Source organism: Photobacterium kasasachensis (assembly GCF_050336885.1).
GTDB lineage: Bacteria > Pseudomonadota > Gammaproteobacteria > Enterobacterales > Vibrionaceae > Photobacterium > Photobacterium kasasachensis.
This window is the reverse complement of the sequence record NZ_JAKJSH010000010.1, coordinates 214,707-238,001: the sequence shown is the minus strand read 5'-3', so window position 1 is coordinate 238,001 and position 23,295 is coordinate 214,707. Positions and strand designations below refer to the sequence as shown.

Below are 23,295 nucleotides of genomic sequence, written 5' to 3'. Positions count from 1 at the left end.
GAAATAGACTTAATTTCATATTTCACAATAAAGTGATGAATATCACACTAAATCGATTACCTATGCTTTTCATCACAAAAAAAAGCACCACCAAGGTGGTGCTCTTAAGGCAACTAATCGGTCAGGTGCGCCTACTATTCACCCTTCACTTTAAAGCGAAGCAGTCTGAGGGCATTCAGTGTGACAAGCGCTGTTGCACCGCTGTCGGCCAAAACTGCGACCCAAAGGCCTGTCATACCGAGTAAAGTAGTGACAAGGAATACTCCCTTTAGCCCAAGTGCTATCACGATATTTTGGTGAATATTGGCAAGTGTCGCCCGTGACAGAGCAATCATCACCGGAAGCTCCGATACCCGATTATGGGTCAAGGCCGCATCTGCCGTTTCAAGCGCCACGTCGGTACCGCCTCCCATCGCGATGCCAATGGATGCCGTCTTCATTGCTGGCGCATCGTTAATGCCATCACCTACCATCGCGACTTTCGCACTCTGGTTGGCAAGCTGCACTTCATTGACTTTGTCGGCAGGTAGCAAGCCAGCACGGTAGTCAATGTCAATCTCACCGGCAATGGCGGCAGCGGCTCGAGGATTATCCCCCGTCAGCATAACGGTATGGATCCCCATCGCTTTTAAGTCTTTGATAGCTGTGTGGGTGTCATCCCTTAGGTTATCGCGCCAGGCGATCAGGCCAACCGGTGTACCGTTCCGAACGGCAACTACCAGTGTCTTGCCTTCTCCTTCCAACTGCTCGGACTCAATTTGCTGGGTCGGATTAAGGGTAACCGACTCAGGCAACCTATCAGCAGCTGCCAGCAATAAGGTATCGCCATCAACATTTCCCTGGATCCCGCGCCCCGGCAGGGCCTCACGCTCATTGGCCTCGACAACCGTCAGCCCACGCTGTTTCGCAGCATTAACAACCGCCTGGGCAAGAGGGTGTAAAGAACCGGCCTCGACAGCAGCTGACTGACTCAGCAACCTGTCTTCATCACCGTCCCAGCTGACAATATCCGTCATCACCGGCTTACCCTGAGTCAGTGTTCCCGTCTTATCGAAAGCAACCGTCTCAATATGACCCAGTTGCTCCAGCGCCGCTCCACCTTTAATCAGGGCACCGCGACGGGCCGCCGCAGCCAAGCCCGAGGTAATCGCTGCCGGTATCGAGATAACCAAGGCACATGGGCAGGCAATCAACAACAGGGTTAGCCCTTTGTAGAGCCACTCATTCCATGGTTGAGCAAATAGCAGAGGCGGTATCACAATTACCAAAGCAGCCAGCACTATCATGGCCGGGGTATACCAGCGGCTGAAGCGGTCAATAAAACGCTCTAACGGCGCTTTACGCGACTCGGCATCTTCAATCAGGTGCAAGATACGATCAATGGCGTTGTCGCCCTGCTCTGATGTGATCTTCAAACGCACAACTTTATCTGTTACCAGCGAGCCCGCCATCACCTGTTCGCCAGGCTGTCGTTCGACAGGCACTGATTCACCCGTTAATGCACTTTCATCAAAACTTGCCGTAATATCGACAACCTCGGCATCGGCTGGTAGACGACCACCGGGAGCCACTTCAATCACATCGCCTTTTTTAAGGTCTTCGGCAGCTACTTTTTCCTTGGTGCCATCCGCGCGTACCACTGTTGCTTTTTCCGGTACCAAATCCATCAGGGCTTTTACCCCGCTTCTGGCACGGGCCGAGGCATAACCTTCCAGTTGCTCACCAACAAGAAACAGAAGCAAGACCATCGCAGCTTCCGCTGTCTCGCCCAAGTAGAGCGCACCAATGGCAGCTACACTCATCAGGGTCTCAATAGAAAACGGCGAACCACCTTTACCAAGAACAATGGCTTTTTTGACAATAGGGATTAAGCCTAGCAAGGTGGTAAGCGTAAAGGCGATAAGCCCATAGGTTTCTGAGCTTTTGTTGATAACAAAAGATATCAGCATCATCGCCGCAATTGCGATAATGGGTAAATTCTGCAGCAGAATACTCTTACTTTCTGCTTCACTGTCTTTGCTACGGGTTGAAACCAGAGGAAACCCCGTTTGTTTTGCTTTAGTCTCTATAACGCCAGCCAAACTATCGGACTGACTGTTAACAATAAGTTTTTGGGTTGCAAACATAACTTTGACGGTTTCAACGCCGTCAATCCCAGACAGTGCTTTTTCCAGTTTACTAGCACAACTTGGACAATCCATATTTTGGACTTTCCAACTGAATGTATTCGAGTGGGCTGACTGAATTAATTCGGCTTCAAGTGCCTGCTCGTCTTCTGCTGACATCGTTGCGCTACAACAACTGCTACCAGAGCAACTGTTCAATTCTTGTGCCTGATGATGATCTTGGTGTGAAACTGAGTGACTTTCCGCCGGTTCCTGCATTGTGGAAGGCTGCGCCAGAGACGCTGATGAGATTGAGAATACCGGTTTAACATAGTCGTCGGCAGAAGCATGAATGGCACGAACGGAAGGTCTCCCGGCAGCGGGTTCCTCATCAGCACCTGGATCACAATTGCTGTCAGAGCTGGATGAGTCACAGCAGCTCGCCGCGACAGATGAACTGCAACAATCTTGTATTGCACCATTCTCTACCTGCACAGAGCCGGCACTGACTGCCGTCGGTTTCGCAGTATGGATATGTGGTTTCTTGTTATTGCATTGAGCACACATGTTTTTCTCCTCGGTATGCTTTATAGATTCAATACAATAACTATAAACCTTGGAGTCGAGTCTAAGGTCAAGACAAAACTTGCCAACATGTATTGACCTTAAGTCCTCTCAGTCTTGGAGCCCTATTTTTGATCAACTTCGTCTTCATCAAGGCTCAAAGGCTTTAGCTGGTAATGATGCCTTTTGTTGAATTTATACATCGCTCCCAGTAGCAATAAAACGGGCAAGAAAGTAAAAGGTCTTGGCATCATTATAAGCAAGGCAGTAAAAAGTACGGTCAGCATCTCTCCCGCGATCAGTGTTCTATTAACACTCTTAGGATAAACTTCAGAACCTTGAATAAAACGAAAACGTGCCTGTAAGAACATACCTTTATGAAGCTGTATATCGATCTCGCCCGTGGTTAATTTGAAGCTTTTGACACTAATGGTATACCAAGCCCCATTAGCAAAAAAAACGGTTCGATGCTGTTTAGTAAAGCTAACTTTATATGAATCAATGCAATCACCGTTGAGAAAAACTTGCATTTTTCCACTCATCCCCAGCCACATCTCAACTTGCAGCTCGTCAAACAAAAACTTCCAATTATGCTTTGTTTGTAATATGAAGCTAGGCTTCATTCCGTAACGCAGGTTACAGTTATCCACAGAGGCTATGTCCTCAGGCACTTTGTTTTCATCCTGAGTCGAAATAAAGAAATTCGCAGCCAAGCTTTTTTGTTCCAAAAAGTCAGATAACGAGCCTATCAACAAAGCAACGTACTGCTGACAATCATGTATAAATATATTTTGAGTTGTACTGATAAGCACTAATGGCGTAGATTCTGCGCACATTAACGTCATGCTTATATCGCCAGGCATTAACCTTGCTGCGTTACTCTGCCCATTATATGCCGGTAGTGCGTTTTCAATTTCTATCCACTCAAGAATGAGCTGTCCAAACTCATCAAGGCTTATCTGGCTGGATGACGGTGCTGGAATACCAATCGTCAAACCCGTATGCTCACAATCAGCTTCGGTGAGTTCATTGTCTAGGTTATTAAGAAATTGAGCCTTCATGTTATAAAAGCTGGTAAAACATTCGCCTGAGGCAGGAACGTAGAGATCAAATGCCTCTAGCAAACCTGTATTGTGTTTCAATGCATAGCGAAGAGCGACCATTAACCCATCTTGCTGTCCAACATTGGCAACGTCACTCACCGCAGGATCTGACAGTATTTCAAGCACTGCCTCGATCTTTGCTTCAGGAATATAAACACCTGAGCGGTAGTTAGCTACACCTGAATCACCACAGTGCTTAATTGAAGGAAAACAGGTATAAAAATCCTCAAATTGCTCAATCAGGAGCTTAGACACGCTGCGAATACGCAATGCGATATCCATCAAAGATTGTCCACGATCATAATAATACGGATTCAAATAAGCGAGGATCCCGCACGCTGCAAATCCAAAGTTATCATCAAAGGAATGTTGTTCATTATGAGAAATAATACGTTCGTACAGGCCTTCCCGTAGGAACGTGATACTGTCTTGAGACTTGGATAATAGGTTAAGTCGCTTATTCAGCAGGCCAGGCGTAGCCGCCACTTCGCTAACAAAATAGTCGATATCCTGCTTTTTTACAGGTATATAGGCTGTATCTAACCCCAAGTTAATACCCTCTACTTATCAATAATTTAGATTGTGCAAGTATAAAGCTTTCATCGGTACATAGCATGTTTACTTTTGTACCTAGCCCCATCCAAACACAAGTAGAGACACTTTTTTTAACAAAGAGATTTTAAGCATATTGATTAAATAGAAAAATCGAGGTCATTTAGACCCAATAGACAAACAGAGCCTGTACTGACTATTTTTGGGGTGTGCCGTTTGCCTGCTCTTGTCTACCGATTAGCTCTTCCTCCGGTTTAAGCTGCCGGGCCTGTTTTTCATGCAGGGCTTCAATCAGCTTACGGTCCAGCTCGGCGAAATACAGATCCTCTTCGGCCTTGCCTTTACGGCGCATGTTTTCAATGAAATCAACCATGATATCAGCCTCTCGTCATCCACTTATTTTAATAGTAGTTGATGAGCCGAAATGGATTCCTACGGAGACATACCAATTATTCTTAACTTGATCTTGAGCAGGTTCTCATGCGAGGCGGGGCTTTGAAATGTGATCAGAGAAACGCAGCAAATAAAAAGCGAATGCAAGAACGTGTCCTTCTTGCATTCAGCTAGACAATTATTCTGCTTGAAAGCCGGAATTAGCGAAGGCGACGGAATACCACGCCGTTATCTAGAATATCGGTCCACGGCTGATAATCCAGCCCCATATCGAACACATATTCAGTGATCAGGCTTCGTGCCGTCGTCAGTAACGCATCGGCTTTCCAAGGCTTTTCAAAGTAGCTTTCTATCCGGGCACGGTTAATTGCAGCGATTGTGTCCTGATGGGTCGCCTGGCCTGTCAGCAGTACTTTCTTAGTCTGGGTAAAACGCGGATCCTGAGAAATATCAGTCAGCAGCTCCACGCCGGTTTTTCCCGGCATCACATGATCCGAGATCACCAAGGCAATAAACTCACCTTCTGCATCCAGCTCATCCATCAACTCCAACGCTTCATCGGCCGACTCGCAGTCTTCCACATGAAAAAAGTCATTCAGCGGCGCCAGATCTTTGAGTACCGCACTCAGTACTTCTCGTTGATCATCTACACAAATGATATTTAGTTTTTCCATAACCATCCCTTACGCGATTGGCAATTTAATTCGAAATTTGGTTTTCTCCGGATCACTCTTCAGTGCAATTGTGCCGCCATAGCTATGCACAATACGTAACACGATAGACAGACCCAGCCCCAGGCCAAATTGCAGGCCACCTTTTTTGGTGGTGAAATTTGGCTGAAAAACTTTCCTCCGGGTTGCCTCATCGATCATCGGACCGTTGTTACTGATGGTAATGAGCAACCGGTTTTTTGAATGTCGGGTGATAATCTCAATCTGTGGCTCCTGCGTATCTTCCATTGCATCACAGGCATTTTTGATGATATTCACCCATACCTGTACCAACTCGGTGGTACTGGCGGTAATTGTCGGCAGTACTGCCGGACGTAATACGACATTGACCCGCCGCAAGTTGCTTTGCAGCAGCGACAACGATTTATGGATCGTATCGTTAATGTCGATATCAGGCTGACGAGCATGATCGGTGCCGCCGAGCTGTTTCACGGAACGCACAATACTGGCCGCATGCTTTGACGCCAGCCGCATATCATGCAGATCACGCCCCATATCCCAGTACTGCAATGCCTCGTCCAGATTTTCCAGCCAGTAATCCGGGATATCGCCCTTCGGCTGTGCCCGTGCTAACTGGCGGGCCTGATCCCTTTCAAGACCATACTTCTCTTGTAGCTCCTTGGCTCTTTTCCTGGCCTCAGCTGAAGTTGACGACTGCCCAGCACAAATGCCGAGGTCGATAAACGGGCTGACTTCGGGTTTACTTTCGGCCAAAAACTGGCTAATGGCACTCTGCAGCCCCTCCGTCTTACTGCTCAGAACCCCGACCGCATTGTTCAGCTCATGGGCAATCCCTGCTGCCAACTGGCCTAGTGTCGTCATCTGCTCTGCCGCGTAGAGCTTCTGCAGCGCCTTCTCTTTTTCCAGCGCCTGTATCCCAGTGATCATCTGGCGTTGTGCCAACTCATGAACCATCACTGGCATGAACTGCTCACTGAAAGAGCCGTAGATATCCGATTCCTTGGCCTCGGTATTAAGGTCAATCCAGGCAAGTTCACTATCTGTCTCGGCGATAACCGTGGTCGAAGCCACAAATGTCCGGGAGAAAAAGCTATGCACCCCAAAGAACATACCTTGTTCAACCCGAAACACTCTTGCTGTCAGTTCACTGTTTTCTTTGTTCAGATAGCCACTAAGCTCGCCTTTCTTCACCCAGTACAATTTATCGTTATAACCGTCCTGCTTAAGTACCTGGGTACCAGCCTTGACGCTCACCGAGCGAGACGGTTCGCGAAAATAGGTATCGATAATACGCTGTAGGGCTTTCGGTTGATGCATCTGCTCTCCGGGGTAAAACAGGGCCCGCCCCTGTTGTTCGGGCGACCCAAGCTCCAGTTAAATGTGATCGATGAGGTGCAGTGCCCAAATCATCACGAAACTCAGTAACACACCCACGACACCAATAATCACACCAACCCGGGCCATCTGGTTGCTCTGCACATGACCAGTGGCATGCGCCAGTGCGTTGGGCGGCGTACTGATAGGCAAAGACATACCGAGCGATGCCGCAAAGGTCACCACGAGAATCAAAGTGATCTCGCCGCCCAGCGGTACCAGCGACGTCATAGAAGTACCTAATGCCGCCATAATAGGCATCAACAAGTTAGCCGTCGCAGTATGAGACATAAAGTTGGCCATCAGCAGGCACAGTAATGCCGAGCCAGCCAATACAATGTATGGCGAGTAGCTATCGAACGGAATGCTATGAACCATCAGGCGGGCCAGGCCTGTCTGATCAAGTGCCAGACCCAGCGCAATACCGCCCGAAACCAGCCACAGCACATCCCAGGAAATTTTCTTCAGGTCTTCTTTGTTAATGATGCCGGTCAGCGAGAACACGGCGACTGGAATAAGCGCAACGGTATAGGAGTTCATACCGTGGGCAGATCCCATCAGCCACAGAATAATTGTCAGGGCGAAAGTGATATAGACAGTTATCGCTTTTGGCGTTTTCAGGAACTTCCCTTTGATAGTGAGCTCAATTTTCTCCTGTTTGGCCGGATAGAGCGTATTGATAAGCCCCCAGGCAAACACCAGTAATACCGCAACAAAAGGAACACCAAAGAACATCCATTCACCAAAGGTGATTAAGTTCTCGCCTGTCAGGTACTTAAGGGCAATCGCATTCGGCGGCGTACCGATTGGGGTACCAATACCACCGATATTGGCCGCCACCGGGATACAAAGTGCAAACGCAATCTTGCCCGGATCCTTGGCACCAAACAGCGCAATCACCGGCGCCAGAATCGACAGCATCATAGCCGTGGTGGCGGTATTTGACATGAACATAGAGAAAATAGCGGTGATCAGCATCAAGCCAAACATAACGTACTTAGGCTGGGTACCAAACGGTTTCAGCAGCACCCGCGCTAAGTTGACATCCAGTCGGTACTTGGTTGCTGCCATGGCAAGAAAGAAACCACCCAGAAACAGCATAATAATCGGACTGGCAAAGGTGGCCATGATATCACTGTAGTTCAGCAGCTCACCAAAATGAGACTGCCCTTCTCCACCACGAAACAAGTAAAGCCCCTTGTTCGACAGGAGCAGTAGCTCCAGTACGATGATCACCACCGAGGTGGCGTAAATAGGGATCGGCTCAAGTACCCAGCACAAAGCTGCCAGCAAAAATATGGCAATAACACGCTGTTGGATAACGGTCAGACCTTCAACCGGAAATGCCGAGGCCGGCAGGATTAAGATCAGAAGCGGGATCAGGATAGGCACAATGTACCTGATATATTGGCGCATGATGTGGATATTCCCTTAAAACAATAAAATCTGCATCTCATGCCCACATCCATCCTTTAGGATATTCCGAGGATTCTAGTTATTCGGAAGAAACGACAACAGGCATAAGGATCTGCCGGCTTAAGGCGATTTGGAGCCGACAAACACATAACTCTTTGGTGGTAAGTATTGTGCTAGTAACGCTGCGGGATTTCTTCGAATCAGATCAATAAACAAGTGAAATGTAAATAATTTTAACGTTTCTGAGGGTTCGGCCCACAACAGAAATCATGGGCCTAGAATGTGGCGGATTTACGATTTTGTGTCGCTCACCAACTGCTCGTCCAGTGCATCTTCCTGCCCCATATAAGTTCGGGAAGAACAAAATGGTGTTAGCGGTACCTGAGGTTCCAACACTTCCAGTTCAACCTGTTTTTGCTCATGCTCGCATGCCATGATACTAACCTGCTTCATAACCAGTATCACCCCCAATACGCCAAACATCACGGAGCCCAGAGCCTGGCCTATTAATACGCCACCCGCACCGCCAATATATCCACCAAGCATGACGAATGGAATGGTTCCAATCGTCGCCTTCCCCATATTCAGCGCTGTCGACCAGGTCGGGCGATTGAGGTTATTAAAAGCAGCATTAGCAACAAACAAGGCACCGTTGAAGATAAAGGTGACAGCAACATAAGAGCAGAAAATTGACAGCAACTCGGCAGCATCCCCCTGAAGGCTAAACAGGGCAATCAAGCTGTCCTGTGCCGACCATAAAACGACAGATACCAGCACACAGTAAAGCGAGACAAACAACATTGCATCGCGCAATGAGCGGATGATCCGATCCCAGCGCTCTGCCCCGAAGTTCTGACCAATAATCGGGCCAATTGCGCCAGATAACGAGAAAATCAATGCAAAACTGACAGGCATGATACGCCCGATCACTGCATACCCAGCAACAAAGCTCTCGCCAAACTGCGCAATGTTACTGGTCACAATCGCGTTTCCGATCGGTGTGGCCGTATTGGTTAAAATCGCAGGGAAGGCAATGGCGGAAACCGGTAGCAATGAAGCGACAAAAGACTTCAACTCAGGCCGGCCAACCAGATCATGACGCACAATCACGGCATGTAATGAGAAGATCAGCACAGCCAACCGGGCAAAGACAGAGGCAATCGCCGCACCCTGCACGCCCATTGACAAACCAAAAATAAATAGCGGATCGAGAATAGCATTGGCACCGCCGCCTATCAGTGTCGCAACCATTGAGCGCCGCGCATCCCCGACACCACGAAGTGCAGCCCCCGCTGACATTGATATGGCAATCATTGGCGCACTGGGAAGCAGGATTGTCAGGTACTCTGTCGCCGCTTCGGCAACCCGCCCCTTGGCACCTATCATTGCCAGCAGTTGAGGGAGCTGCCACATCATTAGAGACACCAGAATGCAGCTGATAATAAAGGCAAAAATCATGACATTGACTGTCATGCATCGCGCCTTGTTCTTGTCTCCCGCCCCCAGCGCACGAGATACCAGAGCCCCCATCGCGATAGACGTTCCTATCGAGGCCGAGGTAGAAAAAAACACCAGGGTACCTGCAAATCCAATGGCAGCAGCCAGTTCAATCTCACCCAGCAAGCTGATAAAAAACATATCCAGCAAATCGACAAGAAAGAGTGCCATCAGTCCGATTGCGCCGGTTCCCGACATGACAACGATGTGTTTCATCGGCGAGCCAGTGACAAACTTGGCATGAACATTCTCACTGGAATGCTTATCCTGGGGTGATTTGGCCACTACCGCTCCCTTCTTCTTTATTTTTTTGGTTTACAGACAAAAAGAAAAGGCGCATCAAGCGCCTTTTTACAATCATATCAATACGTTTTATACCGGATGCTTGAAACAGTCAACAATCTGGTTACTGATAGCCGTCAATACATCGCGGCGGGTAATAACCCCCATCAACCGTTTTGTCTCGGGGTCAATAACGGGATATATTTTAGGTTTCTGACCTGTCATAACTTCAGCAAGTTCGATAATGGAATCTTCAGGTGACACGGTCAGAACATCCTGGCGCATACACTCGCCGACGGTATGGGTATCTTGGCAATAATAACCAACTTTCAACAACTTATGAATCATATCCTGTTCAGATAGAAAGCCGACGACCTTTTTGGTTTCATTGATTACCGGGCCACCGATTTGTTTGGCTGTCAGTAACTTATCGAGAGCCTGAGACAATGACATATCGGGATCAAATGTTACCGGGCGCGCATTCATGTAATCTTTGACTTTTAACGACTCCATGCATCCCCCTAAATGAATTATTAATGCAAGAAAAACAGGAAGTTCATATTCTTCTACCTGTTGCGTTAAATTAAGTGTCGTTCATTTATCTGAAATTACTAAATAGAAATAAGTAATTTTATCAATAGATTTATTCTATCAAGCAAAGCGACTAAGTTCGGCGCAACAAAAAACCCGCCTTGAAGAACGGGTTCTTTAACTATGCAACATATACCCAAGCTGCCTCAAGATGCTCGTTTCAGCGAGAATTACTTGGCTTGTAGGCTAGGCACCGATTAGAAAATCTAGTGGCTCTAAATTAATAATCGGTAACAACGCATAGAAGCCAAGTAAACTCGCCCATTGGGAGTGAGCCAGCGTGCCCATTTCTGTGTCAAATAACGTTGAAAGGGACTACCATTCCTACCGTTACTTTCCTTGAACTGAACCCGCTGGTCTCACTCTGAATCCTGCATCTTGAGGTAGCTTGGGTATAACTCTATTTGCCACGCTGATTCATAGCGCAGTTGGGCAATCAGGCTTACATAAACAGCATCAGCAGCATTGCCAGCGGCAATTGATCGCCAGAAGCAAGAATGATCTTATCCCCTTCAATCTGCATTTGTAGCGAGTAGTAATCAGCCCCTTTCTCGACGATACCGCTTTGTTCCATCATCGATGCCTTTTCAAACAGGATCGGATCCTCGTCAACCAACTGGATCGGCAGAAGCAGGCTAATATCACCTGTCAGCTTCTCCGAAATCTTCGCCATGTTTTCAGATGCACGAGCAATTCCCGGCGCAATAACCAGATTCAGATGACTTTTCACATCCCCTTTGGGAGTAACCAGACTTAGGTCTTCAATGGTAAATTTCAACCCTTTGGCCACCAGCAGATCAAGTGCAAGCGCGGCTTCTTTGGCTTGCTGTTCAGACATCTGCTCGTCAATGTCATCGGCCATATTGCCCAGCCGACTGATCGCCGGATAATTTAAATCAGAAAATGCCAGCTTAAAGTTAAAGTTGCGGTACTCCTGGCCATCTAGCGACACGATTTTTTCAATCGTCATCCTGTTGGTATTGGTCAGCTGCTGTTCTCCCTGGCCTGAAGCCTGCTCAACCTGAGCCAGCACATTGTTCATCCCAAGGGCGACATTGTCGATTTCGACAGTTTTATTGTTAACCAAATCTTTAAAGCTGACATGCTTGAGCGCAAAATCCTGGCTACCTATCCAAAACTGGCCATCAAGTCGGCCCTTTCCACCACCTTCAAGCCCTGTCATGACCATAGATTCTTGCGCCGTCGTGGTGACTGTTGCATCAGGCAGCTGATAATGAAACTCACCGGCACCTTGGGCATCAACTGTTCCCTCCAGCACAAATGCTTTTATATCGGCTTTTGCCCCTTCTTCATTATCGAAGTTCACTGGCTTCATCGTAATGTTGAAGTCTGTTTTGCGCGTCAATGCCGTTTTGGTGGTAAAGCTGATCGGTGAAACCCCTTTGCCCCACAGTTTGTCGGCAATTGGCCGTAGCTCTTCATCAAGCACCAGTTCACTGGTTGAGGTTACGCCCATAAAGCCATGGCTGACCTTATGCTGTACATACCAGACAGCTGGCAGGCCTTCCTCGTCAAATACCGGCTTCCAGTCATCTTTGATTTCAATACGGGACACTGCATCTGAATTCAAATAGCCACGATCGTAGCTTTCACTGCTGATGGTCAGGTAGGGATTTTCATACTTACCTACGGTATCTAAATAGATACGCTCACCAATCTGCCCGGTTGCAAATGGCCAGCACAGTACAATTGCTACAGCGCCGCCAACAGCACCTATTTTTCTCAACATTTTGTGTCCCAGTCTCTGAAGATGAAACGTTAAGTCTACCACAGCAAATCTGAATAATCGTTGCATAGTCAACGACTAATACTAAAGGTTTGTAAGCAGCATCTCAGTCTATTGCGGTCGCATCTTGTACACTTTAAGTACTAAAACTACAAATAGGGAATTGAGGGTGAATAATTTTGTCATTGTATGTCTGGATGACGATCCTGGTGTAGTCGAACGGCTAAACCGCGATTTAGCGGACTTCGCCACACTGTTTGATATTTGCAATGCCTACAGTATCGAAGAGGCAATTGATACCTTGCAGTTTATCGAACAAAGTGACCAGCGTGTCGCCATGGTGATCTGTGACAACGAACTCGGCAGTGACAACGGCGTCGATTTTCTGGTTCAGCTGGATCAATACCCGGTCGCCAGCCAGGCACGCTCGATACTGCTCAATGACAAACCGCAACTCGATGCCATCATGCAAGCGGTCAATGAAGGACGCCTGCACTACTGCCTGACCAAGCCCTGGAGCAAAAAAGAGCTTCATCAGGTTCTGCTCAAAGAGCTGACGACTTTTGTTCTAAAGCATACCGAAGAAGACTGGCTACGCTATAGCCAGGTACTGGATCACCGCCGTATCCTCAATGCCCACATAGAAAGACAGATGTCGAGCTTTCGCTCCGGGTTTATTCAAAATACCAATGATATCGACGATGCCAGCCTTGCCCGCCAGGTAACAGATGCGCTTCATGAATTCTTCAACGGCAACGATGAAGACCGAGCATGCCGCACCTACAGCGAAGGGCACTTACTCACCAAGGAAGGCGAACCGAACAACTTTCTCTGGTTTATTACCCAGGGCGAGGTTGCGCTGTACAAAAAAGACGAGCATGGCTACAAACACGAAGTAGTACGCGTCAGTCCCGGTCATCTCGTCGGCGGCATGTCTTTCGTTACCGGGGAGCCTTCTTTCTCTACCGGGGTGACACTGGATACGACCAATGTCATCAAGCTCGACCGCCAACTGTTTAACAAGGTGATGAACTCGCGCAGCGAGCTGCTTCCGCTGTTCACCAACCTGTTGCTGCGTAACTTCAACCGTCGGCTTCAGGGCAGTATTCAAACCGAGATGCGTCTGCAACAGACACTCAAGTCGCTTGACGAGGCCTACCACCAGTTGGTGGAAAAAGAAAAAATGGCAATGCTCGGCCAGCTGGTTGCAGGGGTTGCTCATGAGCTCAATAACCCTGTTTCTGCTATTTTGCGTGGCAGCGATACTCTCAAACAGACCATTTGCAAACTCACTGACTCGCAGCTCAGCCACGAAAATCAGACCCGGGGCAATTACATCCTTCAGCAGGCCATGCAGTCTCGTCCGCTATCAACCTCCGAAACCCGTCAGCGTGCCAAGCAGCTTGAATCAGTACTGGACGATCGCCAGCTAGCCCGGAAAGCCGTACAGATGGGGGTTGATAAGCAGGAGTACCTCAGCGACTGGCTTCTGCCACAAAAGAACCAGCTCAAGCCAGTAATGGCCGAGTGGGATAACTATTATCAGATGGGTAACTTTCTCCGCTCGATCAACGTCTGCGCCCACCGCATCGCCGATTTGGTCAAAAGCCTGAAGAGCTATGCCCGACAGGATGATGAAACCATACACACCGTCGACCTTCATGAAGGGCTGGAAGATACCCTGGTCATTTTTGAAAACCGTCTCAAGCGCCACCATGTCACCAAGGAGTATTCAACGCTGCCTAAGCTTAATTGCCAGCCCATCGCCCTGCAGCAAGTGTGGACAAACTTGATCTCCAATGCCCTGGATGCTGTGGAGGAGCCCGGCGAGATACATATCTCGACCCGCTATACCCCAGGTTCAGAGCAGAGAAGCGTTGATGTAGTCGTTGAAGACAACGGCAAAGGGATCCCACCCGAACAACAGGAGAGAGTTTTCGAACTGAACTACACCACCAAACGTGAGGGCAATTTTGGTTTGGGCATCGGATTGTCAGTATGCCAGCAAATCATCCACCAACATGACGGCACTATCAGAGTTGAGTCGGAAATCGGTGAATTTACCCGCATGATTGTGACGCTACCGCTCAACCAACCCAATTAATACCGGACAGGCAGTTATCAAGCTGCCCGCACGCTCACAGAAGCGAGTTTGAAAAGGAGGCCACATGAACAAATACCTCATCCTATGTGTTGACGATGAACGAGAAGTCCTCGACAGTGTGCTGCATGATCTCGGCAGCCTTGAAGAGCACTTTATAATTGAAGCAGCCGAGTCGGTTGACGAAGCCAAGGAAGTACTGGCCGATGCGATTGCCGATCATATCCCCCTTGCCTTGATCCTCTGCGACCATATTATGCCGGGTGAAACGGGAATTGATTTTCTGATCGAGCTCAAACAGCAGTCAGAAACAACCCGCTCACGGCGAGTACTCCTGACCGGACAGGCAGGGCTGGAAGAAACGGTCCAGGCAGTCAATCATGCCAGCCTGGACTATTACATTTCAAAACCGTGGGATGGCGACCAGCTTAAAGATGTCGTTATCGACCAACTCACTACATACATCATTGATAACGAAAAAGAATTAATGCCCTGGGCAAGGGTTCTGGATACCGGCAGAATCATGATGGCGCTCAGTGATAAGCGTATTTCACTGTCGGACATATAATTGTCATACAAACCTTTTCGGGGCAGCAGGAAAATGTTATGTTGATCACATAATTAGTTCCCCGAAGAGGTAACACATGAAAGTAGCAGTCTTTAGCACCAAGAAATATGATCAGAAATCCTTCGAGATCATCAACGACAATTATCAGCACGAGCTGGCATATTTTGACTTTCGACTCACTGTGCAGACAGCCAAGATGGCACAAGGCTTCGAGGCCGTCTGTGCCTTTGTCAACGATGATCTGAGTCAGCCTGTCCTTAATGAGCTAGCCAATAATGGTATCCGCCTGATCGCCATGCGCTGTGCAGGTTTCGACAAAGTCGACCTGGAAGCTGCCAAGCAACTTGGCATTCAGGTGGTTCGGGTTCCGGCCTACTCACCGGAGGCTATCGCCGAACACACCCTGGGGCTGATGCTGAGCCTTAACCGCAGGATCCACCGTGCCTACCAACGTACCCGAGATGCCAACTTTTCGCTTGAAGGTCTGACCGGCTTCAACTTCCATGGTAAAAGCGTGGGCGTCATCGGTACCGGCAAGATAGGTATTGCAACTATCCGTATTCTCAAGGGGTTGGGAATGAATATCCTGGCCTACGATCCTTACGAAAACCCGATCGCCATCGAACTAGGCGTTACCTACACCTCGCTGGATGACATTTACCGCCAGTCTGATGTTATTACGCTTCACTGCCCGATGACCCAGGAAAACCACCACATGCTCAATGCCGACGCCTTTGCCAAAATGCGCGACGGCGTCATGATAGTCAACACCAGCCGTGGCGAACTGCTGAACTCAAAAGATGCTATCGAAGCACTCAAGAGCAGCAAAATTGGCTCGCTAGGTATCGATGTCTACGAAAATGAAAAAGACTTGTTCTTCGAGGATAAGTCCAACGACGTTATCAAAGACGATGTATTCCGCCGCCTGTCAGCCTGCCACAACGTATTGTTTACCGGCCATCAAGCTTTCTTGACCGAAGAGGCTCTCGGCAACATCGCTGACACAACCCTCAACAACATTACCCAGTACGCGACTGGCAACACGTCTGGAAACGAGTTAATTCAATAAAAGTTTACTACAGGGCTTGTCTTATTTTGCTGTCAAACAAAGTGAGATAAGCTCCTGATATTTTGTACAACATTCGCGTTCAAGATCACAATTTTTTTGTGATTATTGCTGCATTTTTACGCTGTTCTTTATCAAAAAAGTAACTTAATACCGTAAAAATCTATGATTGCCCTGCTTTGTCCATTAAAATGCTTCCATTACTTTAGGCTCCACGGACTAACTTTCATGCGTAAAACACTCCTTGCCACAGGTATTTTCCTGGCATCTATTTCTGCGGCTCATGCTGCCCAGACCACGATGAGTAACTTTAGTTACGATTACGCTGAAGCGCGTATTGGTATTAGCCCACTAACTTACGGTGCTGGTTTCAGCAAATCCATCCACCCAAACGCACACCTGACCGGCTCTGTTGATAGTGAATTTGACAGCGACTGGGACGTTGCGCTAGGTGTCGGTTTCCATGCGCCAGTCAATAACTGGGCCGATATCACCGGTGAAATCAAAGCTCGAAATGCCAAAAACGGCAGCGAATTTAACAGTTCTGGCGGCAAGCTAGGCATGGAAGTAAATATCGGCGTTCGTCAGTGGCTTGGTCCTCAGCTAGAAGTCGGCGGCCAGATTGGTCACCTGAACATTAGCGATCACGAGAAAACCATCGGCTCAGTGTATGGTCGATTCCATGCAACTGAACTGTTCTCTATTGGTGTTCAAGCTCGTTTCAACGAGGTTTATGACGACCAAATCATGCTGTCGACACGTTTCAAGTTCTAAGACTTGAACATATAGTTAAGATTTCAGCAGATAGCAGCCCCTTTCTCGGGGCTGTTTCTTTATTCACCCTACTCATATATCCAAGCTACCTCATACTGCAGGAAGCTGATAGTTGAGTGTTGTCTAGTCAACCAGACTCCTTAGCCAGTCAGCAAACGCGACGATTCTTGGCGACTGTGCCAGCTCTTTACGACACACAATGTAGTAGCTCAGCGGTGATGATACCGACATTGCAAAAGGCGCCACCAAACGCTCATCATCAAACTGCTCGGCAATAAACGACTTGCGCCCCATTGCCACACCGATACCCCGCTCGGCGGCTTGTAAGGCCAAATCCGCCCTGTCGAACGTGCACCCGGCCTCCGGCAATACGACACCGTGTCGCTGTGCCCAATACTGCCATTCATCATTGCGTCCGGCACGGGCCCATGGGGCCGCATCGTGAAGCAGCATACAGGTACTGAGTTTGTCAGGATTGCCATATAAATCATGGGCAACAGCGTAGTCGTGGCTGCACACCGGCAACATGCTTTCATCCATGAGCTTCGCGGAATGCAGCCCAGCATATTTGCCGTGACCGAAATAAATAGCGCAGTCAAATGTCTCAGTTTGAAAATCAATGAGTTCGTTGCGGGTTCGAAGGTGAAAACGCAGCGCCGGGTACTTGTCTAAAAACTCTTTAAGCCTTGGCAGCAACCAGGTCTGGGCAAAGGTCGGCGGTACGGCTACATTGAAGTCACCGCTCAGTTCGAGTGTTTTGAGATCCCGTATTTCATGGGCTATATCCCCAAAGTTGTGGGCGACCACCATTTTTAGACGCTTGCCTTCCGCAGTCAGTGTCAGCTTTCTCGGCTGGCGAATAAATAACTGAACCCCGAGGCTGTCTTCGAGATTTTTGATTTTATGGCTAACGGCACTTTGGGTAAGGCACAAAATTTCTGCAGCCCGGGTAAAACTCATTTGCTCGGCAGCAATCAGGAAACAATGCAGCCCGGATAGCACCGGGCCAGTGAGCTTGGGTAGTCGCATAGGGGCTTACACTAAACAGGAGGTTACCGCTATCTTACAACAAAAAAAGCCACCAAAATATGGTGGCCAATACTACCCAGTCTGTATCTATTGCGTCTTATTCGACTTCGCGCAATAAACGTTCTTTCTGGTCATCCTTTAGCAAGGTCCAGTGACAGCCATCAATGGCACCGGCAAACATCCAAAGCAGTTTCAGATCGAGATCCTTGCCGTGCGAGGTGCGTACCTTACGGTAGACTTCTGCCGCTCCCAATGAAATAAAGCTACTGACATCCGGAATACCTGCTTTTTTCACCATACGCTCGAGCGTCAGGCGCATATTGGGCAAATCGCGCAGGCGCTTGCTCTGCTCTGAAGACTTGAACTCTTTCTCTCTTGTCGAAACTTTAATCGACTGCTGAACCAGTTCGTCACACTCGGCCCTGTCATTCAAATATAGCTCCGTCACATCATAGTAATTAACCACGGCTGTTGTGCTGCGTTTTATGTGTTTGAACTTACTACAGTTAAAAGAAGTCAGCTTGGTATCTAGCGATTCGCCCCCACGTAAAAACATCGACTGTTCAGTCAATATTGCATACATGGCGCCCTTAATGAAAATACCCGTTCCGCCAAACATTGAACGTTTTTCATAATGGCCAAATTCGCGAAGATAATTAAATAAGTCATCCTTGATCGATCGCACAAGCTTCTCCCCCGATAAACGTTAATGGTCGTTTAATTTCAAGTAACTTATATCAAAATGCGTCAACAAATTGACAATGCCACATCAAATTACGAATTTCCACATATGAAACAACGAACACTTGGATTTGAGATTTGCAGCATATTATACATCGCGAATTAAGTAAAAAGTGACAAAAATTGACCATATTTTTTGCGCCTGAACTCCCCAAATCGCCGACGTAATTCGCTTTCGCACTATCGTTATTCTTGTCAGTAAAGACTATGGTTATTAATAATAAGTGGAGGGTATATCATGGTAGACATAGCACTCTTTCCTTCATCCAGCCACATTCTTCCGAACGGAAGACTTGAAATAACGGTTGCAGAAGAACGATATATTCGGATGGTCAAACAGTCTCTGGCAAACAAAAGAAGTTTTGCGCTATGTATGCTCAATGAGTCTGAAGAGCACGACGAGATAAAAAAGATACCGGCGATTGCCACCGAGGCTCATATCATTGACTTTAATGCGCTGGAAGGAGGGTTACTCAGTATTATGGTCGAGGGTATTCAAACCGTTCGCTTATTAGCAATAAGAGTCGAGGAAGACGGCTTGTTACTGGCAGATTTTGAACCCTACCCGCACTGGACACCAGCCCCTATCGAAGCCTCGACATTATGTCTTTCAGAGAAACTAAAACTCTTTTATGCCACCATGCCCGAAATTGGCTCCCTTTATCCGAAACCAGACTATAACGACCTCACCTGGGTCTGCCAGCGCTGGCTCGAAATCCTCCCGCTTGAAGTCCACTACAAACAGCTGTTGCTTACCCAGGAGAGCATTAAGCTCACCGTGCGTTTTCTACTTAAATTGCTCGACAACGACAACCTCCCAACAACAGAAATTGCATAAGTGTAACGTTTAGTAACGATTTAATTTTTTTTTAAGTTATACAGCTGTCTATCAGCAACGGCTCAAGATAGAATGAAGCCCTCGAGTTCAAGTTAGTAGTTGTAATGGCACACGTATCTTTTTTTTGGCTTAAACCAGAAAATGACAAAATCGTAAAAGGACTGGAATCTGAGTTCTGTTCTTTGGTAAAAGACGCCGTCAGGCAAAACCGTCTTACCCTTCCACCCATTCCAGATGTCCTTGTGAAACTTCATGCCCTGTGCAACGAAGAAGATACCACTATCCGCGACGTGGCTGACTTGTTACTGGATGATCCTGGTATGGCCGCCTCCATTGTCAAGATCTCCAATACCATGATGTTTAACCGACGCAATGTTATTTGTCACGACATTCAAACCGCAGTAAGCAGGCTCGGTATATTGAGAGTACGAGATATTATTACGGCACAAGCCATTGAAGAGCTTAAGAGCAAAAGCAACTTCAGCCGAGGCTGCAACGATCTGCTGATGCAAAGTGCAATCCGCTCAAGACAGCTAGCAGCAACGATGGCTCTTGTTTCTCAGGGACTCATTAACCACCCGGAAACACCGGCTGAGATTGAACAGGAGAAATCTCTGTTGGCCGGCCTGTTTGCTGATATTGGCCTGTTTAGCTTGGTATCCGAATATCAGAGCTATTTGGACAGTGGTAACTATCTCGATATTGATATTGCGAAATATGTGTTTGAACACTGCTGCCAGGAAGCCAGCCTCATTATTCTCAAGCACTGGGGCTTTGATGAAGATTACCTGGAGGTTGCCAGCAATACAGCTTCACCTTACCGGGGCCAGCGTCCGCAAACCAGCTATCTCGACATAGCCCGTATGGCTAATCACCTTCTGATGTTTAAAAGCAACGATGATGCCATTGATGAGCACCACGTTGAGCTCGATCTCGCTGGTGCCGAGGTGATGTACGAACTCACTAACCTGCCTGACGCTGAATTTAACTCCCAGATACGCAATGTGATCAAAAACAGCGGCTTCTAGCCGCTGTCCTTGCAAGGGGATTCGCCCTCTACTTTGCCAGCATGCTGTATTGACCCTGTCCAATTGATACTGATAAGCTACTTAACTCATCGAAAAGTGGTAGCTTATTGATTTAACTAAACCTTCGGTAACAGCATGATGCAGTTGCCAGGCAGACAACACTCACCGCAAGGACTCACATGTTTTCAGGGATGCTATATATCTTCCTGCCGCTGGTGATCGGATACCTTATTCCGGTCGGCAAGGACTCCGTACTGACTTTCATCAACACACAAACCAGCCGCCTTGTATTGGTGATCCTTACGTTGATGGGACTGAGTCTCGCCGGGCTTGATAACCTGGGGCAAAACCTAAATCAAATCCTTACCTATACAGCAACCTTCTTTATTTCTATCAGTGCCTGTAACCTGCTTGCCTTGCCCGTTATCGACAAAATTTGGCCAACGGAAACCAGTCAGGATCACCGACAACTACCGTTCATGAAAATGATGATGGAATCGCTCAAGCTGATACTCGTTGTTGCCGGCGGACTGGTGGTTGGCCTTTTAACTGGCATGGATCTCGAGTGGGTTGATAAGGCCAGCGAAGTTATTCTGTTGATCCTGCTGTTTCTAATCGGTATTCAACTTCGTAATAGCGGGATGACCTTGCGTCAGATTCTGCTCAACAAAAAAGGGATCACCATTGCACTGGTCATTGTCCTGACTTCGTTGCCCGGTGGGATCATTGCCGCAACTATCCTTGGTATTCCGGTGACCCATGGCCTGGCGATGGCATCAGGGTTTGGCTGGTATTCATTGGCAGGTATACTCATGGGAGACGGACTGGGGCCAATTTTTGGTGGTGCCGCCTTTCTCAATGAGCTACTCAGAGAACTCATTGCCCTGAGCCTCATCCCGGTCATGATCAGCCGCTATCCAAGTACCGCTATTGGTTATGCTGGCGCTACGGCGATGGACTTCACCCTACCAGTAATACAGAACAGTGGCGGGATCCGCTGTGTCCCTATTGCAATTGTCAGCGGATTTATCCTCAGCCTGTTGGTGCCGGTTCTGATGCTCTTCTTTCTGTCGCTGTAGTTGCTTGCAGGAAGCCTCAAAAAAAGGGAAGCCGAAGCTTCCCTTAAAAAGATACTATATCGATTAGTGATTTCGGATCCACTCATCCATATCAGACTTCAGGTTATCAGACTTGGTACCGAAGATTGCCTGAACACCACCTCCTGCAATAACCACTCCGGCAGCACCCAGCTTCTTGAGCTGCTCCTGGTCAACTTTATCGACACTGGCTACCGACACACGTAAACGCGTGATACAAGCATCAAGCCCAGTGATGTTATCCTTGCCACCAAAGGCCATGACAAGCTCTTTTGCAAGCTCTGAGCCTTCTGCTGTTGCGCTTGCACCTTCTTCTTCGTCTTCACGTCCCGGCGTTTTGAGATCAAGCTTGGCAATCACAGTGCGGAAAACCACATAGTAGATAGCAGCATAGATTAGTCCCATGAACGGGAACAACCACAGCTTCTGAGAGTTCGCCGATAACACCACAAAATCAATAAAGCCGTGCGAGAACGTTGTGCCATGAACCATACCCAGCATGTTGGTCATCACGAATGCCGATCCGGCTAGCAATGCATGGATCCCGTACAGAATAGGTGCAACAAATAGGAAGGAAAATTCAATCGGTTCTGTAATACCAGTCAGGAATGACGTCAGCGCCGCTGAAATCATAATACCACCGACCTTGGCACGGTTCTCCGGTTTGGCCGAATGCCAGATTGCGATTGCGGCCGCTGGTAAACCATACATCTTAAACATATAGCCGCCCGCTAGCTGACCGAAACCGTTGCCAGCAAGACGCGAAGGCTCATCAGCAACCAGATAGCAAGTCAGCACACCGTTTTGTGCTTCACCGGCAGCATTTACACAGCTACCCGCCTCGAAGAAAAACGGTACGTTCCAAACATGGTGTAAACCAAACGGGATTAGAGAACGCTCAACAACACCGTATATACCAAACGCCAACGTCGGGTTCTGGTGAGCAGCCCACTCAGAGAAAGCTTCAATACCACCGCCAATTGGTTGCCAAATAACAGACAATAGAAGCGCCAAGGCAATAGCGCAGAAACCTGTCATGATCGGAACAAATCGCTTACCGGCAAAAAAACCTAAGTATTCAGGAAGTTGAATACGATAGAACCGATTGAAGGCCCATGCCGCCAAACCACCAACGAGAATACCGCCAAGCACACCGGTATCAAGTTTGTCGACTTCCATGACGCCAGCCATAACACTTAATGTCGCGGCAAGAATGCCGTAGCCTACAATTGCAGCCAGACCAGCGACACCATCGTTATTTGTAAAGCCCAACGCGACGCCCACTGCAAACAACAGCGGCATCTGGCCGAATACAGAACCACCAGCCTGCTCCATAATTTGAGAGACAACTTCAGGCAACCAGCTAAAATTCGCTGCGCCAACCCCCAGCAATATACCGGCCACCGGCAAAACCGATACAGGCAGCATGAGCGCCTTACCGACTTTTTGCAGGTTAGCAAAAAGGTTCTTAAACATAGTGTGCTCCTGAGTGAGAATGTTTTAGTTAGTTATCAAGTCAGTGCAAGCGACCTACCCCCGTAGTCATAATGCTAGCACCACTTTGCTTTTTTATTGCCTCACAAGTATAAAATGAGGCATTTTATAAAACTTGATACTTATCAATGATACCGCTCAGGAATGAAATATTATTCCAAAATATCGCCTAATAAATCTTCAATCATTACATTTATCTTTTCACAGTAAAGTAAACAACTGATATTTAGTAGATATTCAGAA

At 47.9% G+C, this 23,295-nt stretch carries 19 protein-coding genes; 7 read left to right on the top strand and 12 right to left on the bottom strand.

Features of this window, described 5'->3' with window-relative positions; all coding sequences use genetic code 11:
- Positions 1 to 134: 134 nt before the first annotated feature.
- The 9 genes from L4D19_RS15740 to L4D19_RS15700 form a co-directional block, all read right to left on the bottom strand.
- Positions 135 to 2,672 carry a zinc/cadmium/mercury/lead-transporting ATPase gene (locus tag L4D19_RS15740; RefSeq protein WP_428453212.1) on the bottom strand — a complete coding sequence of 846 codons (2,538 nt, stop codon included), beginning with the start codon at positions 2,670 to 2,672 and terminating at the stop codon, positions 135 to 137.
- Between the two features lie 122 nt (positions 2,673 to 2,794).
- Positions 2,795 to 4,321: a hypothetical protein gene (locus L4D19_RS15735; RefSeq protein WP_428453211.1), complete on the bottom strand. Its 1,527-nt coding sequence runs from the start codon at positions 4,319 to 4,321 to the stop codon at positions 2,795 to 2,797.
- 199 nt (positions 4,322 to 4,520) lie between these two features.
- On the bottom strand, positions 4,521 to 4,697 hold the full coding sequence (locus L4D19_RS15730) for a hypothetical protein (protein WP_192928502.1): 177 nt from the start codon (positions 4,695 to 4,697) through the stop codon (positions 4,521 to 4,523).
- Positions 4,698 to 4,917: 220 nt separating this feature from the next.
- Positions 4,918 to 5,391 (bottom strand): response regulator, encoded by a 474-nt coding sequence (locus L4D19_RS15725; protein ID WP_075765287.1) that lies wholly within the window; start codon positions 5,389 to 5,391, stop codon positions 4,918 to 4,920.
- Positions 5,392 to 5,400: 9 nt separating this feature from the next.
- Positions 5,401 to 6,726 (bottom strand): ATP-binding protein, encoded by a 1,326-nt coding sequence (locus L4D19_RS15720; RefSeq protein ID WP_428453210.1) that lies wholly within the window; start codon positions 6,724 to 6,726, stop codon positions 5,401 to 5,403.
- Positions 6,727 to 6,783: 57 nt separating this feature from the next.
- On the bottom strand, positions 6,784 to 8,199 hold the full coding sequence (locus L4D19_RS15715) for an SLC13 family permease (protein ID WP_160650284.1): 1,416 nt from the start codon (positions 8,197 to 8,199) through the stop codon (positions 6,784 to 6,786).
- A gap of 291 nt (positions 8,200 to 8,490) precedes the next feature.
- On the bottom strand, positions 8,491 to 9,912 hold the full coding sequence (locus L4D19_RS15710; protein WP_428453238.1) for an MATE family efflux transporter: 1,422 nt from the start codon (positions 9,910 to 9,912) through the stop codon (positions 8,491 to 8,493).
- 156 nt (positions 9,913 to 10,068) lie between these two features.
- On the bottom strand, positions 10,069 to 10,491 hold the full coding sequence (locus L4D19_RS15705; RefSeq protein WP_160650286.1) for a CBS domain-containing protein: 423 nt from the start codon (positions 10,489 to 10,491) through the stop codon (positions 10,069 to 10,071).
- 520 nt (positions 10,492 to 11,011) lie between these two features.
- Positions 11,012 to 12,319 (bottom strand): DUF945 family protein, encoded by a 1,308-nt coding sequence (locus tag L4D19_RS15700; RefSeq protein ID WP_428453209.1) that lies wholly within the window; start codon positions 12,317 to 12,319, stop codon positions 11,012 to 11,014.
- A gap of 166 nt (positions 12,320 to 12,485) precedes the next feature.
- On the opposite strand from L4D19_RS15700, the gene L4D19_RS15695 reads away from it, so the two are divergent.
- The 4 genes from L4D19_RS15695 to L4D19_RS15680 all read left to right on the top strand — a co-directional run bounded on the left by L4D19_RS15695 (position 12,486) and on the right by L4D19_RS15680 (position 16,825).
- A complete protein-coding gene (locus L4D19_RS15695) occupies positions 12,486 to 14,420 on the top strand; it encodes an ATP-binding protein (protein WP_428453208.1) in 1,935 nt (644 codons plus the stop codon).
- Between the two features lie 64 nt (positions 14,421 to 14,484).
- Positions 14,485 to 14,985, top strand: coding sequence for a response regulator (locus L4D19_RS15690; protein ID WP_428453207.1), 501 nt, complete (start codon positions 14,485 to 14,487; stop codon positions 14,983 to 14,985).
- A gap of 76 nt (positions 14,986 to 15,061) precedes the next feature.
- Complete coding sequence (locus tag L4D19_RS15685) at positions 15,062 to 16,054, top strand: 2-hydroxyacid dehydrogenase (RefSeq protein WP_428453206.1); 993 nt, start codon at positions 15,062 to 15,064, stop codon at positions 16,052 to 16,054.
- A gap of 225 nt (positions 16,055 to 16,279) precedes the next feature.
- Positions 16,280 to 16,825: a hypothetical protein gene (locus L4D19_RS15680; protein ID WP_160650295.1), complete on the top strand. Its 546-nt coding sequence runs from the start codon at positions 16,280 to 16,282 to the stop codon at positions 16,823 to 16,825.
- Between the two features lie 123 nt (positions 16,826 to 16,948).
- Here the strand turns inward: L4D19_RS15680 and dsdC are convergent, their stop codons facing one another.
- Together dsdC and L4D19_RS15670 are read right to left on the bottom strand one after the other, a co-directional pair.
- A complete protein-coding gene (gene dsdC / locus L4D19_RS15675) occupies positions 16,949 to 17,854 on the bottom strand; it encodes a DNA-binding transcriptional regulator DsdC (RefSeq protein WP_428453205.1) in 906 nt (301 codons plus the stop codon).
- A gap of 97 nt (positions 17,855 to 17,951) precedes the next feature.
- Entirely contained in the window at positions 17,952 to 18,539 is a 588-nt protein-coding gene (locus tag L4D19_RS15670; RefSeq protein WP_428453204.1) for a TfoX/Sxy family DNA transformation protein, read from the bottom strand.
- A gap of 294 nt (positions 18,540 to 18,833) precedes the next feature.
- On the opposite strand from L4D19_RS15670, the gene L4D19_RS15665 reads away from it, so the two are divergent.
- The 3 genes from L4D19_RS15665 to L4D19_RS15655 all read left to right on the top strand — a co-directional run bounded on the left by L4D19_RS15665 (position 18,834) and on the right by L4D19_RS15655 (position 21,540).
- Positions 18,834 to 19,433, top strand: a complete 600-nt coding sequence (locus tag L4D19_RS15665) for an LON peptidase substrate-binding domain-containing protein (protein WP_428453203.1) — start codon at positions 18,834 to 18,836, stop codon at positions 19,431 to 19,433.
- Positions 19,434 to 19,537: 104 nt separating this feature from the next.
- The gene (locus tag L4D19_RS15660) at positions 19,538 to 20,461 is read left to right on the top strand and encodes an HDOD domain-containing protein (RefSeq protein WP_160650302.1); all 924 of its coding nucleotides are present in this window, start codon (positions 19,538 to 19,540) and stop codon (positions 20,459 to 20,461) included.
- A gap of 179 nt (positions 20,462 to 20,640) precedes the next feature.
- Positions 20,641 to 21,540, top strand: a complete 900-nt coding sequence (locus L4D19_RS15655) for a LysO family transporter (protein ID WP_428453202.1) — start codon at positions 20,641 to 20,643, stop codon at positions 21,538 to 21,540.
- Positions 21,541 to 21,603: 63 nt separating this feature from the next.
- Here L4D19_RS15655 and ptsG read toward each other — a convergent pair whose 3' ends face one another.
- Positions 21,604 to 23,034, bottom strand: a complete 1,431-nt coding sequence (ptsG, locus tag L4D19_RS15650; RefSeq protein ID WP_160650306.1) for a PTS glucose transporter subunit IIBC — start codon at positions 23,032 to 23,034, stop codon at positions 21,604 to 21,606.
- Positions 23,035 to 23,295: the final 261 nt, after the last annotated feature.